The organism is Nocardioides jensenii JCM 1364 = NBRC 14755 (assembly GCF_001552535.1).
In the GTDB taxonomy this organism is placed as follows: domain Bacteria; phylum Actinomycetota; class Actinomycetes; order Propionibacteriales; family Nocardioidaceae; genus Nocardioides; species Nocardioides jensenii.
The window spans coordinates 108,604-125,820 of sequence record NZ_BCRJ01000008.1 but is presented as its reverse complement, the minus strand read 5'-3'; the positions used below and the strand labels follow the sequence as shown (position 1 = coordinate 125,820).

At 63.7% G+C, this 17,217-nt stretch carries 8 protein-coding genes; all 8 read left to right on the top strand.

Annotated elements, in window-relative coordinates; genetic code table 11:
- The first annotated feature begins 27 nt into the window (after positions 1-27).
- From dpdE to NJ4_RS04820, 8 genes are read left to right on the top strand one after another with little or no spacing between them, the layout of a single operon-like run.
- Positions 28-3,255 carry a protein DpdE gene (dpdE, locus tag NJ4_RS04855; protein ID WP_067430991.1) on the top strand — a complete coding sequence of 1,076 codons (3,228 nt, stop codon included), beginning with the start codon at positions 28-30 and terminating at the stop codon, positions 3,253-3,255.
- Positions 3,248-5,794 carry a protein DpdF gene (gene dpdF / locus NJ4_RS04850; protein WP_067430989.1) on the top strand — a complete coding sequence of 849 codons (2,547 nt, stop codon included), beginning with the start codon at positions 3,248-3,250 and terminating at the stop codon, positions 5,792-5,794. Before dpdE ends, dpdF begins: the two co-directional genes overlap by 8 nt.
- Positions 5,795-6,664 carry a hypothetical protein gene (locus tag NJ4_RS04845; protein WP_067430988.1) on the top strand — a complete coding sequence of 290 codons (870 nt, stop codon included), beginning with the start codon at positions 5,795-5,797 and terminating at the stop codon, positions 6,662-6,664.
- Positions 6,661-9,654, top strand: a complete 2,994-nt coding sequence (gene dpdH, locus NJ4_RS04840; RefSeq protein WP_067430987.1) for a protein DpdH — start codon at positions 6,661-6,663, stop codon at positions 9,652-9,654. The genes NJ4_RS04845 and dpdH overlap by 4 nt, the downstream gene beginning before the upstream one ends.
- Positions 9,647-10,321: a hypothetical protein gene (locus NJ4_RS04835; RefSeq protein WP_157550730.1), complete on the top strand. Its 675-nt coding sequence runs from the start codon at positions 9,647-9,649 to the stop codon at positions 10,319-10,321. Before dpdH ends, NJ4_RS04835 begins: the two co-directional genes overlap by 8 nt.
- Positions 10,318-14,715, top strand: a complete 4,398-nt coding sequence (gene dpdJ / locus NJ4_RS04830) for a protein DpdJ (protein ID WP_067430979.1) — start codon at positions 10,318-10,320, stop codon at positions 14,713-14,715. The genes NJ4_RS04835 and dpdJ overlap by 4 nt, the downstream gene beginning before the upstream one ends.
- The gene (dpdK, locus tag NJ4_RS04825) at positions 14,712-15,230 is read left to right on the top strand and encodes a phospholipase D-like domain-containing protein DpdK (protein ID WP_067430975.1); all 519 of its coding nucleotides are present in this window, start codon (positions 14,712-14,714) and stop codon (positions 15,228-15,230) included. Before dpdJ ends, dpdK begins: the two co-directional genes overlap by 4 nt.
- A complete protein-coding gene (locus NJ4_RS04820) occupies positions 15,227-17,215 on the top strand; it encodes a hypothetical protein (RefSeq protein ID WP_157550727.1) in 1,989 nt (662 codons plus the stop codon). Before dpdK ends, NJ4_RS04820 begins: the two co-directional genes overlap by 4 nt.
- Positions 17,216-17,217: the final 2 nt, after the last annotated feature.

Genomic DNA, 17,217 nt, shown 5'->3' with positions numbered 1-17,217 from the left:
AGTTTCGTCGAGGATTGGGTGGTACGGGTGGCTGGCACTCTCGGCTCACTCGTCACGTTTGAGGGGGCGCCTGGCATCGGCCGCGTCGCGGCCGTTGAGGACGGAACTGCCCGGGTCGACTTCTTTGAGTCCCCGGTCGAGGTCGAGGCAGATTCGCGCTGGATCGCGCTCGGGTTGCTGCGAGGTGTCACGCTCGACGAGCAGACGAGGGTCTTCGTACCCACGGTCGACGGACGGTGGCGGGCAGGCCGAGTGGTCGGGGGCCGCGCTCCGGACTATTTCGTGCGCTTTCCCAACGTGCCTTACGACGTCGACATCCCAGAGTCGACCCTCCGAGTCAGGTGGGATCGACCGACAAAGGATCCCCTTCAGGTTCTGTTGGCCGGTGCGAACGAGACTCCTCGATTCCGTGATGCGCGCCAACCGGTCCGCAACCTGCTGCTGGCGGAGCGAGCGGCGTCCATGTCGGCGACCGGGCTCATGTCGGCAGGGGTTGGCATTCACGAGCACCAGGTCAATGCAGCCCTTCGGGTCATCAACGATCCCGTTCAGCGCTACCTGCTGGCCGACGAAGTCGGAATGGGCAAGACGATCCAGGCAGGTTTCGTCGCGAGGCAACTGCTGATCGATGATCCGCGGCGGCGGATCGGGTTCATCGTGCCGGACGCGCTTCGCGAGCAGTGGCAATCGGAGTTGCTGGACAAGTTCTACCTAGATGATTTCGCGACTGAGGACGGGCGCCTCCCATTCGCCGTTCGAGGTCACGAAGAGCCCGACGTTTGGGAGAAGTTTCATGGCGCGGACCTGCTTGTAGTTGACGAAGCCCACCAGTTGGCGCGTGCGGAGTCGCCATTGGATGAGCCCTATCGGCAACTGACGACAGTGGCCCACGCGGTTCCTCGGCTACTTCTGTTGTCGGCCACCCCGTTTTCGCGAAACGTGACGAGCCACCTTGCCCTGCTGCATCTGCTCGACCCGAAGCTCTTCAAGTGGAGCGATCTGTCGGGATTTGCGCGGCTCCTGGAGACGCGGCGAGAGTTGGCGATGGCCGTGTTCGGGCTCGATGAGGAACCCGATCCCGAGAACCGCGAACTCCTTGAATATCAATTCGAGACGCTCAGGAGGCTCCTCCCGGAAGACGATCTGCTGGCGTCAGGCATGGCTGATGCCATGGAGACGTTCGGGCACAGCAGTGTGGCGGAGCCCGAGGAGTTGAATCGAGCGGTTGCGGTCGTTCGCGCCCACGTGTCCGAGACCTACCGCCTGCATCACAGAGTCATCCGCAATCGCCGCCACGTGGTCCAGCAGCACCGACTGGATGACGAGGGCAACATGGCTCCATTCGAGTTCACCGGTCGTGAGCGTCCCAAGGTCATTCGCCTCGATACGACCGAGGGAGACCTGGTTGTCGGAGCGGTCGAGACTTGGATGCGGATGGCAGCGGCGGAAATCGCTGACGCAGAGCTCGACCCGCAGCCGTATGCCCGCGTTGCCAGCGTCCTTGTCTCTCGCCTAGGCGCCGCGACTATCGCGGACGCCGTATCTGTGTTGAGAGCGCGAGTGACCGGAGTCTTGAGCGAAGCGGCACTGACGCCGCGGGAGGTGAACCGTCTCAACGCCGCTGAACTTCTGTCGTTCGAACAACGCATCCTCGACAACTTGTTGGAAGTACATGACGCCGACTTGTGCCGGAGGCTTGCCGAAGCGATCTTGAAGCGGATCCGGCCGGCTCAGCGCGTCGTCGTCTTCTGTGGTCCGGGGAGCCTTGCCGGCGACATCGCGACCGAGCTGCGGTCCATGCTCGGGGCGCCAAAGTCTGTCCATGAGCACCTCGCGGGGTCACCGACGGGAAGGCGCCAGGAGGCCGTGTCCGCTTGGCGCGATGCCGGTGGCGTTCTGGTAGCCGACCAGAGCGGTGACGTCGGCCGCAACTTTCAGCAGGCCGAGGTCGTGATTCACGCCCGACTGTCCTGGAGCCCGAACGAGTTTGAGCAACGCATCGGCCGGGTCGACCGATACGGCACCAATCGGACAGCAGTGCAATACGTCGTCTCCGATCTGGATCCCGACGGCCTGCACACGACCTGGCTTCGAATCTTGGGGACGGGCTTCGGGATCTTTGGACAGTCCATCTCTGCCATGCAGGAGATTGCCGATGATCTGGCCGATGCAGCTTGGAGCCAACTGCTCGTAGAAGGACGAGAGCATGCGCTTGACCGCGTCCCTGACATCCAGGCGGCGCTCGTTGCGGAGCGTCGCCGCATCAATGAACTCGATGCCTTGGAATCGAGTTACGCGAGCGGAGAGGGCGAAACGCTCGCGAAAAACATCTCATCCTTCGACGCTCGTCACGACCAGATCGAGCGGGCGTATTTGAAACTGATCACCGGGGCCGAGGGCTTCATGTTCTCGAGCCAGCGGCAATCTGACGGGAGCATTCGCGTCGACCGCGACCCGCAGCAAGCGCCCCTCGTGAGTCCACGTCTGCTCACGCGGATGGTCACTCGGCCGGAATCCCGAACTGGGTACTTCGACCGCTGGCAAGTGACAGCCGGGCGTCGGATGTTCCGGCGCGGGAATCCGTTGATCGATGGGATCGAGTCGATCCTTCAGATTGACGACCGAGGCCAGGCCAGCGCTCAATGGCGACTTGATCCTGGCTGGTCGTATGACCCACTTGTGTATTTCGGATATGACTTCGTGATTGAGGCAAACCTGGATCCGGTCGTTGAAGCGTTGGGACAGGGCGCTGAAGGGCTTGCGGTCGCAAGGCGTCGAGGGGACGCGGCCCTCGCGCCGACCTTTAGGAGAATCTGGATCGCGGTCAATGACATGGCTCCTGTGAAGGACGACGACGTTGTTGCGTATCTGAACCAGCCCGTCATGAAGGGTAGAGACGTCAACCTGAACCCGGCCCGGATTGACGCGCTTCATAGCGTTCTTGGCGGCGGTCACGTCCTAGCATCTTTGGGTCCAGCCGGCCTTTCCGCTGCGCGACAACACCTGGATCAGGTCGCAGACCTAGCACGGCTAACTGCCCTCGCGGCCAGGAACGTGTCCGCGAGGACAGACCTACTTGTTGCTCAGACCAAGGCGAGGCAAGCAGCGGACGGATTGGTGGCTGATCCCGATGCATGGGGTCGGGAAATTGCTGTCGGCCGGGCACTGGAGGACGGGGTCCGAGTTCCCAGTATCCGCTTGGTTGCGGTCACGTGCCTTGTGCGCTCGGCGCAGTCGTGGAGCGAGTATGTCTAGAGACGATCTGAGCGTCGCCTCCATAGCTCTCTCCGTGTGGCCGAACCCCCCTCAGGTTGACGCGGGCCAGACGTTGTCAGATGCGTGCACACGACTCCTCGATGCGATGTCAGGCTTGTCTACGGGCCACTCGGCGTGGCGGGATCTCGCGGCTCTCGTCAGGCAGGTGCTGGTCACCGCCGCGTCGACCTACGGGTCCTCTCCGGCTTTGACGGTGCCCGTGAGCCAGGAATGGCCCACTGCGGATCAATGGCGAGACCTTAACTGTGTTCCCGCGACCTTGGCTGACGGACGCCTCAGCATTCGGGCAGCCGAGTGGATCCCTGGAGGTCTGGACGAGTCAGCGGCGTCGGCAGTCGCGCGCGGCGAGGTACTCGCCGCGTTTCGGGACGCGGACCCCATGTTCGCTTCGGTGCGAGCCGACCCGTTCTGGCCTCGCGCCCACGGCGCCGAGTTCAAGACCTACCGTGGCGAGTCCCAGCGTCAATCGGCTCGTGCCGCGGTGATGAGTAGTGACGAGACGCTCATGGTTGCCCTCCCCACCGGGCGTGGCAAGACTGCCGTCGCCTGGTCCAAGACGATGCTCAGTTCGTCGGGTGTCACGATCGTGGTTGTTCCCACCATTGTGCTGGCGCTCGATCTCGAGCGCCGGACCCAGGAGTTGGCGCGAACTGCCAATCTCAGCCTTAGCCCCGACAACCGTTATGCCTACGTCGGATCACTCGATCCCGCGAGCAAGGAGTCCCTACGTCGGGCGCTTCGGGCTGGCACCCAACGCCTGCTCTACACGAGCCCAGAGGCCTTCGTCAGTGGGCTTGCTCCCGCCATCCTCGACTGTGCGAGGGAGGGGCGGCTTCAGCAGATCGTGATCGACGAAGCACATCTGATTGACCAATGGGGAACCGACTTCAGGCCAGAGTTCCAGACAATGCCCGGGCTCATCGACGAAGCTCGCACGGTTGCCCCCGTCGACTCGCGGCCGGCTGTTCTCCTCTTGAGCGCCACGCTTGGTCAGCGATCGGTTGATGTCCTCGACCGCCTCTTCGCAACCGCCGGGTCCTCCGCGATGGTGTGGGGAATGGAGTTGCGCGCCGAGCCCGCCGTCTTCGTAGACCGTGCAGTCGATGAGACGTCGCGGCAGGAGTCGATCCTGCGTGCCGTCGATGGCCTCCCGAAGCCGCTGATCCTTTACACGACGCGCGTCCGAGACGCGAAGGCCTGGGTCACCCATCTGCAAGATGCTGGGTACGGGAGAGTCGCTGGGATCACGGGCGAGTCGACTGAGCAAGAGCGCGCGGGTGTTGTGGAGGCTGTCCGCGGCGTTCGCACTGACGGCAGTCGCGTACCAACGTCAGTGGACGTGGTGGTCGGAACGTCGGCGTTCGGGCTTGGCCTCGACCTCCCAAATGTGCGGACCGTGCTGCATGCCTGCGTGCCGGAGACGATTGACCGCTACTACCAAGAGGTTGGCCGCGGTGGCCGCGACGGCCGTCCGACGGTCGCGTACTTGTGTGAGGCTCCCGCCGACCGTGAACTGGCGCAGCGTCTAAACTCCGCCGTTCTGATCGGCGACGAGAAGGGCTGGAGTCGCTGGCAGGACCTTCTGAGACAGGGCACCAACGTCTCTGGCCTTCGATACCGGGTCAACCGAAGCGTTGTCCCCGCGTATCTTCCCGAAGGGTTCAACGAGAGCGCGCAGTGGAACGTCCGAACGTTGACGCTCATGGCGCAGGCTGGAGCGATCAGGTTCCAGGTGCCTCGGTGGCGCGACGAGGCCGACGCGACCGATCGTGACGGGTTTTACGAGTCAGTGGGCGATCTTCTCGAGTTTGAACTGGCCAACGGGCAATTCCTCAGCCGTGCTGGGTGGACGGACGCAATGGAGAAACTTCGCGCCGAGTTGCGGTCGTCGCAGGAGTTGGCCCTCAGCGCCATGTTTGAAGTGCTTGAAGGCGGTCGCTGTGTTGGCAGAGTCCTCGCCGGTCACTACCGGGTCCGTCACGGCGGTGGGGTCTTGTCGACCACGCCCCGTTGCAGGGGGTGCCCGCACTGTCGGCTAAATCCCGAGGCGGCGCCGGGCCTTGATGTGCCGGAGCCCAGCCCGCGACTTCCGAGGGTTGGGACGATGGCAGATCCCCTCAGGCCGTGGCGAGGATCGTCGACGTGGGGACTGGTTTGGTACCCGGACGGTGAGCGGTACGACGTTATCCTTACCCGTCTGGCTCAGCGCGGTTTGCGCATGTTCGCCGGCCTCGACGTCATTGAGGCCGACGCGCTCCAGCGCAGCGTGCCATCGTCTCCGGTGATCCTCGATGATCCTGATTCGGCCGTCACGCTCATGCTGAGCCACCCGGATCCGCTCGTCGTTGTTATCGCAGGCGGGTACGTTCCACCACGTCTGCGTGAGAGGTTGGACCTGGGACTCACTACATACGTGATCGGTCCCCAGTCCACAATGAGTGACGTCAAACCAGGTTGGACGCTGGCGGACACCGCCGACGTGAGCATTCGAGCGAGCGCGCTCATGACGGAGTTGTGAATGAAGGTTCTGGACCCGGGCCAAGGGGTTGTTCTCCCGCAGGCCATGTGGCTTTGCTACTCCACCATCGCCAAGGTCCCCGGGCTCTCGGCCGAGGAGGTGCTGAGCCTTGTCTTGCCGGATGAGTTGCGGATGCACGCGCCGTCCGATGGGGCTCACGCGAAGCAGGCCATGTCCGCCCTAGTCGAGTTTGGGCTGGTCTCATCGGAGGACGGGCTCCTCAGTGCTGATCCGACAGACTCCGCCGGGTTTCTGCGCCGGTTGCGCCGCCAACTTGTGTGCCCGCCGTCAGACGTTTCGGCAACGTTCGAGGGCGCCCCGGATCTTCGTTCCGGGCTAGTTTGGTTGATGACGCAGAGCCCTTTCGTGCCGCTTCACTGGAAGAGCAACGTGCAGGTGGCCATGCCACCCGACCTATTCACAAACGACACTCGCTGGAACAACTTCCCGACGTGGGCAACGACCCTCGGGTTTGCCCGACCGGCTCTCCGCAGTCTCGTGCCTTCCGATGCTGCCTCCAGGAGCCACGTTGTCGCTGATCCGACTGAGGCAGTGCTTGATGCGATAGCTCAGCCCTTCTCGGAGCGTCTGCCGGTGGGCGTGCGAGTCCCGATCGCAGCCTTCATGGCCTTCTTGCGCAGCGAGTTGCCGGTCCTACCTGGACACCCATCGGCGACCTACGAAGGACTTGACGACGACCCACAGGACCAGCTCGCCGCGGTCGGTTTGGCACTGAACAGCGCTGAAGCGCGAGGCGTCTTGACGATGGGGTACCAGTCTGACCCGACCGGAGTCCTCGCCCTGCCTGACAACGGGCGCACGGCGGGCGCGAGGTACGTCTCGACGATTCAGATTGAGGCACCGAAGTGAGCACTCTTCCTGTTGGCTTCACCTGTTGGCGTGCTGAGTCTGTTGCGGCGACGATTCCGACCGAGGCGGCAACTCCTTCGGACCAGGTTCTCTTGGCCACACACTCGCCTCTGCGCATCCGGCGGGAGGGGGCTAAGGCTGGGAAGCGCGCCGCGTTCGTTACGGAGCATGACGTCGTCCGTGAGTTCCTGACCTCGACGCCCAATGCGGGAGTTCTCATCGCGCCCGTCCTTGGCGAGTCCGGCGCCGGCAAGTCTCACCTCGTTCGGTGGGCAAATGCCAACATTCCCCGTATCGGCGGGCGCCATGTGATCTACCTCCAGAAGACTCAGACAAGCCTCCGCGATGTCGTAGAGCAGTTGCTCAACAAACAGACCGGGCCGGCTTTCGATGAGATCCGGCGGCAGGTCTCTGGGCTTGGTACTTCAATCTCGGTCGACGAGATGGAACGCAAGATCCTCGCCGAGCTTGCCGAGGCGCTTCGCGCCCGTGAGCCGCAAGGATTTCTCGACAAGCCTCTCGTCGGTGAGCGAGGGCTCGGACTGCTCTTCTTGGACCCTCTGTTTCGCGAGCATCTTCTGCGTCCTGGATCTTTCATCAACAGGCGGGCACTCCACGCACTCAACGGCCGAGCTCCTGACGAGCCGGACGTGCCGCTGGAGTTCACGGTCGACGAACTCCCGCTGGACATCACTGACGTCGCGAACCTCGCTGACGCAGCAGCTGCTACGCGCACGTTGTTCAAGCAGTTGGCAGTCAACACAGACATGCAGCTCGAGGCCGTCCGAATCCTGAACGACCTGCTTGATCTTGCCGTGATGAAGGCGGCAAACCTTGGCGTCGGCAACATCAACCGCGCATTCATGAAACTCCGCGAGGAACTGGTTGGCGACGAGATCATCCTCTTGATCGAAGACGTCGCCTTGATCCAAGGCGTCCGCCGGGACCTCCTTGACGCCATCCATGAGTCGAGTGTGGTTCAAGGCCAGGAGAAGTACGCGACCGTTCGAACCCTCCTCGCGGTGACACCCTCGTACTACCGAGAGAACCTTCCGGAGACGTTCAGGACACGTGCTGAGGCAAGTTCGCCCAGCTATGTGGTTGACGTACAGATCGACGGTGGCAGTGCCAGCGACGCGGACCTCGTCGATTTTGTTGGCCGTTACCTGAACGCAGCACGGATCGGCAAGGACGATCTTGAGGCGGCGATGGTGACCACCAAGACCGCTCCGAACGCCTGCGACTCATGCCAGTTCAGCGATTCCTGTCACAGCATCTTCGGGACATCGGAGGCCGGCCACGGCCTATATCCATACAACGAGTCAGCGGTCTTGCGTGCAGTCCGGGCCTGCGCAGACGGGAGCCAACAGCAGGCCCTATTCAATCCCCGACGCGTGCTGTCCCGCGCGGTACGCGACGTACTCATGGAGGGGTCGGGACTGCTTCCACGCGGTGAGTTCCCGCCGGGACGCTTGCTGGCCGAGGAGTCCCGTGCCGCGGGAGTTGCGTCACTTCCTCTTTCCGTTCGTCAACGACTGGAGGACGACTACCCCAAGGACCTGGCTCCGCGACTGGAGACCTTGCTCGCGTTCTGGGGGAAAGCAGGGACGCGCCCAGTGGCGGGCGCTGTCTTCGAGACCTTTGGTCTAGATCCAATTGCATTCGACGGTGACCAACCAGACACCGACGATCGATCAACCGACGATCAAGATGCGACCTCAAAGCAGCCCGAGAACCTCCCAAAGTCCGTGCAGCGTCAGTTGGAGGCAGTCGAGGAGTGGTCCGCCAAGGACAAGACCCTCCCACAAGACATGGCGCGGGGGATCCGCTCGCTGATCCGTGAGGCCGTTCTAGCTCGCGTTGAGTGGTTCGACCCCGTTGTCAAGTCTCCTGACGCGGATACCGTGAGGAAGGCCCTTCCGGACAACGCGAGGACTGTCTCGATCGAGGGGGCACAAGAGGGCATCGGTCAAGGAGTCGAGCCGATCGTGCGAGTCGCTAGGAGCGCACGGAACGCGATGCTGTTTCAGGGCCTGGCCCTGATGCAAGCGGGCTTCCCAGAGTTGTCAGGCGACGCACTGGCGCGGCTGGATGCTATGGCCGCGGATGCTGTGCCCAAGGCGCGGGCACGGCTGCTCGGAACTCTGGAATACAGCGATGAGCCCATGATTGAGGCTGCTCGGTCGCTGATCATCGGCGCCTTGGTGTGCGGCCACATCACGTCGACCGCTCGCGACGTCGATCTGATCCGGGCAGTGGCGTGGAGGGGAGATCCAACCCGCGGAGATGGGGACTCCCGGCACCCGCAATGGGTCGATGCTTACAGGGCCTATGTCATTGAGCGCAACGGCGCGGTGGAGCGATTCCTCGGTGGGGTCGGAACAGCTCAGGGTGCCGGTGCGGTGCACGCGCTGGACACGGTACGGCTGACCAGGATCGTGAAGGCGGCTCGAGCGCAACTCCAAGAGTTGCCGTCGACGGTTCCCGGTTGGTGCGTGGATGCGAACAGGAAGCTCGCGATCTTCGTCCAAGTCGCACCGGCACAGGTCGCGCAGTGGGAATCGATTTTAGGCCGTGTTCGGCGCTTGCTGCCGCCCTCGGAGTCGTATGTGGATACCGTCGATGCCGTGGTTCTCGCCGCCCGAGAGGGCCAGGCCCAGGGACTCGTGAAGGTCCGCGACCTTGTGGCGCTCGAGCGCAGCAACGACGAAGCTCGAGGGTTCGACTCACGAGCCGTGCCCGAGGTCGAGAAGATCTTGGAGTCAACTTCCGGTCAGAGCGGTATCGCGCTGGCTCGTGTCGTTGGGGCCACGGTCGGCGCGGACTTGAAGCGCATCGCTGACTACCTTGAGGAGTCCGAACGATGGGTGGAGTCCGGAATCAGCGATGCTGAGATCGACTCGGGCACCAAGGTCGACATCGATGAAGCCATCGAGCGTCAGATCAGCCGATGGATGAGCATCGTGACGAATGGGGCAGTCGATGAGTGAAACGCAACCGGGCGGCCTGCTGGTTCGCGCCAAGCGCCTCACGAGCTTGGCCCGCCAGGCACGGGAAGGCGCTGAGGCCGTCCAAGACCACACGCGGACCGAAACCGCGCTGGCCAAGTTGGACAGCTCACTCCGGGAACTGGAAACGGCTGTGAGGCTTCAGTCCAAACTTGTCGAGAAGGGTGTCGCCGCGCAGACCGAGTTTGATCTGACGAAGGCGCCAGAGGAACTGAAGAAGCACATCGTGACCGTCGGGCGGCCCAGCCCGCAGTTGCTCCAAGCTCGCGCGAATGACGCTGGCAAGGCCGTGCGGGCACTCTCGGACGCCGCGTCGTCGGCTTGGTCAAGTTGGGCGCAAAGTCAGCTCGACGAACTGCCTGTCGACCGTCTCGCTCGGCTTGGCTTCGAGCGGAAAGGCGTCGAACTTCGCCTCGAGAGTATGAGGCGCATCGCGACTGCGCCGCCAACGCCCGACAGCGTGGACGCCTTCACTAGCTCCTTCGATACGGTCGCCTCCCGACTCGCCAAGGTGGAGCCCGAAGGTCCGCTGGATGCGCTCCTGGCGAAACTCCCGTGCCACCTCGACGAACTGACGGACGACGAACTGCGAATGCTCCGAGATGATCACGCAGACATCGCAGCTCAGATTGTCCTGAGGGTCGAATGATTGACGTCAGCGAGGAGCGACTCGGTGAACTACTGAGTCGTTTGGAAGACCTGGAACTGCCCCTGTTGGCCTGGGGGGTCGTTGATGGGTTTCTCAGTGAGGCCGACGTCACCAGGGCCATCGACGATCAGCGCATTTCCGAGTTCGCTGCGGGGGGCATCGAGGTCCCGACCGTGGAGGAGTACCTGGATATCCTCGGGCGCAGAGGGCTGCTTCTCCGCCTGCCCACTGGCGAGGTTCGGTTTCGCAGTCGATTCGCAGAGACGCTCCGACTCCTACGTCTGTTGCGCCAGATGTGGCCGCCGAAGGACACCAATGCCGACGGCTGGTGGCGGGCCTACGCGCCGCTTGTGGCCGACTACCGACTGCGCGTCTCGTCACGTCGGTATCCGAGACGGCAAATGAATGTGGCGCAGGTCGCGGATGCCCTGCGGCCAACCGCTGGGTGGGGACCCGCGAAAGACGAGATGCTCAGCCGAGTCGTTGGATCCTCGCTTCTAGCTCCGTTTCAGGTCCGCGCAACTGAGTCCATCTTGGGCGCCATCGCATCCGAGCGGCCCTCCGCCAGGATCGTCACCGCGGGCACCGGTTCGGGCAAGACCCTTGCCTTCTACCTGCCGGCACTACTCGACCTCGCAGGTGGCGAGGGAGGGCGGCCGCGGCGGGGACCCCACACGCTCGCGCTTTACCCGCGGATCGAATTGCTACGGGACCAAGCACGAGAGGCAATGCTCGTTGGCGAGCGTGCTGGTTTGATCGGCGAAGCCGCGCCGAAGCCGCTCCGGATTGGGCTCCTTTACGGGGCGACTCCGCGCAGGGCCGACTTTGAACGCGGGAAGGTGCGTGGTTGGTCGCGCACCCCGACCGGTTGGGTATCGCCCTATTTCCCGTGCCTCGGCGACGCGTGCGCGGGTGAGCAGGTCTGGCTGGATACCGACCGTACCGGGGGAGATGAACGCCTTACGTGTTCGGCGTGCGGCCGCGTGACCTCGAACGGCGCGTTGGCGATAACTCGCGAGACGATAGTCAGCAGCCCTCCGGACATCCTGTTCAGTACGACAGAGATGCTGAGCAAGCAGGCAACCTCGTCAAAGCTCGGTCGTCTGCTGGGTTGGAAGGGGCCGACCGGGATCCGCCTCGTTCTGTTGGACGAGGCGCATACATATGCCGGCGTCCACGGGGCGCAGGTGGCATTCGTGCTGCGGCGTTGGAGGCACGCACTTCGCCAGTGGGGCGTCGACAGCCCTGCCGTGGTTGGTCTGTCTGCAACCCTCCGCGATGCTGGACAGTTCTTCTCGACGCTGACTGGGGTGGATCGCGGCGACGTCGAGGTCATTGCGCCGGCACTGGGCGAACTTGCTCCCATCAGCCGGGAATATGGGGTCGTCCTCAGAGGCGACCCACTCTCGGGAGCGGCCCTCCTCTCGACCACGATCCAGGCCCTCATGCTTTTGGGGCGCATGCTCGATCGGACGCCTGGTCCGTTTGGGTCGGTTGCCTTTGCTTTCACCGACGATCTGGACGTCATCAACCGGCTTTATGACAACCTCCGGGATGCCGAGGGTGCCTCTACTTTTGGTCGTTCCCGAGGCACGGTGCTCGGAACACTGCGGGACCCTGGACTCCCGCACGCTGGGAAGCGGTACGACGACGGCCAGTCGTGGGACCTCGCTGATCGCTTGGGCCGTATGTCGGGACCGCTCCGGGTGGCGCGCACATCCTCCCAGGACACTGGGGTGGACGGGGCCGCAGATGTTGTGGTGGCTACATCCTCCCTAGAGGTCGGGTTCAACGATCCACGAGTCGGGGTAGTCCTCCAGCACAAGGCCCCGCGTGACATGGCGTCATTCCTCCAGCGGAGAGGACGCGCGGGTCGGCGCCTCGACATGCGACCGCTCACCGTTGTCGTGCTGTCGGACTACGGTCGAGATAGATCGGCCTACCAGTCATATGAGCAATTGCTGGAACCCGAACTTCGGGCGCGGTCCATCCCGGTAGGCAACCGTTTCGTCGTCAAGATTCAGGCGGCACATGCCCTGTTGGACTGGGTTGCTCGCGCCGGGTCCGTAGATGCCCGATCGTTCTCGGCGCCGCCCTGGTCTGCACAGGTGCCGGACCCCTCGCGGGTAGTCGATCTGCTCCGCGACCTTCTCGGTTCGGCCGTACGGCAGGACGAACTCAAAGCGCATCTACAGCGAGCCCTCGCGATCGGACCGGATGAGGCAGATGCCGCCATGTGGGAGGAACCGCGCTCCCTCCTGCTTTCCGTAGTGCCGACGATTCTGCGACGCCTTGAGAGCGGGTGGCAGACACTCCCTGGCGAGTCAGACGCGGGTGCGATTGTGGGGCAACCCTTGCCCGAGTTCCTAACTGCCACGCTGTTCGACTCGCTCAACACTCCGGACGTTATCCTCGCGATGCCAGCCGACTTTCGCACGGGTGAGCCGCAGACGATGCCAATTGGCCAGGCCCTCCGGGAAGCAGTGCCGGGCCGGGTCAGTCGGCGCTTCGGTCACGCGCACGCATCTCACCGCACCTGGCTTCCCGTCCCTGAGGCCGGCGACATTCTTGAACTGCGGGCCGTCGTTTCCAAGGGCCATGCTCTTGGCGAGTGGACGGACATCTCAGGCGAGACATTCATCGTCGTTCGCCCTCTCGAACTCCAACTCGAGGCACCACCGCGGGAAATCGCGGACACGTCTTCAACCCGACCAGTGTGGCGATCCGCCTTCTCGTATGAAGCTGCGTCCCTTCAACAAATGGATGTCCCCACCCCTTCGGCTTGGGCCGGATTCGTCTCCCAGTTCGCCTTTGCTCTGCACGTGTCGGGAGGCCCGCTGACCGTGCGGCGGCTCTGCATCGGCGCGGACGGCGAACTGGTGACTCAGGACAATCGCGGCCTCGCGCGTAGGCCGTTGGATGTGCGTTATTCACACGACGGGCATCCTGCGGCGCTCGGTTTCGAGATCGAAGCCGACGCCCTCGTTGTCGGTGGAGTTGTCCCGGACGCACCCGAGGGCGATGAACTGATGAGGTCGCCAGCTTGGCGAACTCTTTGCTTCCGCCGGAGGGTCATGGACGACTCCGCGCTGGATGGGCTGGCCAATCAGTTCCAGCGGCGATGGCTCGTGGAGGTGTACCTCCACGCCTTCGTCCAGGCAGGACTCGATGGAGCCAGCGCAACGGACGTAACGTCCGCTCTACGCGGAGGGGCCTGGGCTACCGATCTGACATCGTTCCTTGCCAGCGCCTACCGATCGGACGATCCGGGGTTGCTGTCTAGCCAGAGGATCCTGAGCGACCTCGAACATCTGGCTGGCGATTCTGCGGTGCGGGCTGTCATTGAGGACCATGCGCCGCTCCTCTCGACTGCCGACCTCAGCGCGACGACGGGTGACCTTCGCAGGCGCGCCTTTGCGGACACCCTCGCGGCCGCCGTGCTCGACGCGACCTTTGAGACCGTTCCGGATGCCCAGGAGTCAGATCTTGTTGCGGACGTTGTCTTCGACCAAGTCGACCCTGATCGTTTCGAAGTCATAGTTTCGGAGACATCAGTCGGTGGGCTGGGCGTCATGGAAGCGCTCAGCCGTGCCTACGCGGTCGACCCTCGGCGCTTCTGGGAGGCCGTCGGTCGCGCGGTTGGACCATCGGACGCGGAGGAGACCGACCGAACCCTGCGTCTCGCGATCCGTGAACTCGACGACGCAAGCTCCAGCTTCGCGCGTGCCGTTTCTGAATTTCGAGCCGCCACAGATTCCGGCTCGTTGGATGACGCCCTTTCGGCGGTGCGAGGGGCATGGACTGCGTTCGATGGCCCGCCAACGCACTTGGCCATGTCGACGTTCGCAGCGCGCCTTCTTCGTCCGGGTGCTCGACCTCAGATCGACCGCCGTGTGTCTTGGCTCGTGAAAGCCTGGCTAGAGCTCGAAGCTGAAGTGGGCGTGGAGATTGATGCGAGAAGCTTCGCCTTCTTCGCGGCTACGGGAGCGCTTGGCGAGTCGATTTCGCCGCTGAACCTAGATGCCGCCTTCAGCATGTTGTGGTCGAGAGGGCACGACGCGAGGAACCAGCGCCTCCAGTATTGGCAGCCCTTTAGGGACGACGTACTGATCGAGCGACTCGTCTTGGACGAGGTAGTGAGGGATCGTGCCGCTGTCGTGGACGTTACGCAGACCGACTGGCTGGACGACTATCTGGCCGCTCTCACAGCCGATGGTCGAGTTCGTCTGACGGCCCCAGACTCCGCCAAGGCTCACCTTGCATCGGCAATCAGAACGTGTCTTGCCTCTCCCGTGGAGCGCTCGGGATTGCGCGTCTACGCCCGCCTTGAGGGCGTGGGCAGGAGACTCGGACTTTGGCACGCGCGCATGGCGTTCGCAGAGGAGTTGCAATGACCCCCGGGCTGCAGCGAACTGTTCGCACGCGTCCTCGGAATGGCCTAGCGATCGTAGACGTGCTCGGGGGAGTGTTCGCATCCGAGTTGTGCTCACCGAGTCCGGAGTTGTGGCTCGTCAGCGGCTGGGCCAGTGACGTGACGGTTCTCGACAACTCGTCCCGTCAGTTCGACGGATTGCTCGGCCAAGACGCCGGTTCCAGCCTGACGCTTTCTGACGTCCTCCGTGCCCTAGCCGAGAGAGGCACCGTTGTTCATGTCGCCCTCCGAGACGTCGAGCACAATCGTGACTTCATGCGACGACTCGGCAATGTGGAGCGAATCCACACGTATTTGAGTGCCGACCTTCACGAGAAGATTCTCGTCGGTTGGGACTGGACGCTGAAGGGTTCAATGAACTTCACATGGAACGGTCTTCAGCGAAACGAGGAAAGCATCGATCTGCAGGTCGGGCCGACCGTCGCGTCAACCCAACGACTGGAGTTGCGGACTCGGTGGCTGGGGGCGGCCGAATGAACGAAACCCGAGTCGACGAACTGGTGCTGGCATTCTTCTCTAGCCCCAACGGCGTATGGCCAGGAATGGCCGCGGACCATCCTGCTGCTAGTCGGATCACGCCGTTTCTGCGTGCGCTGGACGCCCGCGGCGAGTGTCCGCTGATCCTGCCGCGTCGAGATGCTGAGGGCGACGCGTCGATTGTTTACGTTGTCTGTTGGGACCACTCGCATGCGGGAAGGATCAGGCCGCTGCTTCAGGCGGCAGTCGCTGACTACCTCAGTCCGTTTGACGGGCGCGTCGCATCGCTGCGCGCGTCGGATCCGGTTGAGGCATCGATTCTGTCGATGGTTGGTGCCGGTACCACGTTCGCGCTGAGGCCCAGTGGGCAAACGGAAGGACGCCTCGTCCTCGCGCTCCAGCGCCTGGCGCGTTCGCTGGCGGGCCGCCCTTTGCGGAATCCGGTGTTGCCACGGCCCGTGGGCCGGATGCTTCGAGAATTCGACCTGGCACTCGCGGCAGGTGCGACGGAGCAGTCGGCGGCCATACTTCGGGAGATCGAGCGAGCCGGTGGCATCTCGCACGAGAACGTGGCGTTCCTCCAGATTCAGCGACTCGGGCGACTCGGTCGCGACCGGGAACTTCTTGGCCACGGATCCCTGCCGACCATCGTCCACACTGAGCCGCCGCAGGCTGTGCGTGAAGCGATTCTCAGTGCCTGGGGGAGGTGCAATCTGCATGTCGATTCGCCCCTGGATTTGGATGCGGGGGCCGAACGCCTTGCACACGAAGCGGTTGACGTGGCGATGCTTGTCGGGAAGGGGCTTGCCAGCACCTCGGATCCAGATGCCGTTGCCGTGGGTGGTCTGGTGGCCTTGGCGCGCGGCGATGCTGAGTTGGCTCAGGCCCTGCTCCTCAATGATCACGTGTCCGATGAATTGCGGATCCGCCTGATAGGTCTGCTCCCGACGACGGACGTGCTCGCGGAGCAAGCCACTGATCGCGCGAACGAGGTTGTGCCCGGGCCAGAAGAAGTCGATACGCGGGAGGTGGAGCGCGGGGGCGTCGTCGCGCCAGCCCGTTCCTGGTTGGAGTGGCTCGATCAACTGGGGACAGCGCCATCGGTCCCGCCGATCAACGACTTGGTCGAGGCATGGGAGCCGTCTTGGCGCGTGGATGTCGAACTGGCCACGGCGATCGACGACCTCTCCGACCTTGCCACTGATGCACTGCTGGCGGGGGTCGCAGCGTTTCTTGACACTTCGGACCCGGGACGCCCTGCACCGCGAACGGCGAGAGCGCTGGCCAGTCGATATCTGGTTGAGGAGAGATTTGGGCCGGCTGATCTGTCGGCGCTCGCGGCGCTCGTGTCGATCTTCCTCAGCAGTGCGCCAGGTCGTGACGACTACTCCTCGCTTCTAGACGACATTGCCACCTTTGCCCCGCAGTGGATTTCGATCGCTTCGGCGGCCCAGGCCCTGGACCTCGCCGACGCCGTTGCATGCGGACCGCGCCCGGTGCCGGAAGCTCAGGCGCAGTTCCTCTCGACCGTCTTGGGGCCCCTCAACTCGCAACGGCATCGCCTCTCGGGCGGCCTGCGATCCCTTGCAGCCATCATTGCCAATGATGGGGGACTTGACTGGGACTGGGCAGTGCCGGATACATCGGAGGACGTTGGGTCGCCGGAACTGCCTGTCGGTACGAGCGTCCTGCTCTACAGCCTTGACGCGGGGACGTTGACGCGAGTCGCAGCATCACTGAGTGACCAGTATCCGACGTTAAGCATCCATCAGTCCTCGGACAAGGTCGGCAATGCGGCTCTCCGCCAGTACAGCCGCAAGGCGGATCTCATCGCTATCGCGACCGGCCGCGCCGCTCACGCCGCGACCGGATTCATCATCGACAACGCTGATCGTGGAAAGGTCTGTTACCCGGACGGGTGCGGGGCCGCGTCAATGCTGAGGGTGGTCGAGGCTGGGCTTGAAGAGTTGCGCTCCGCGAACTGACG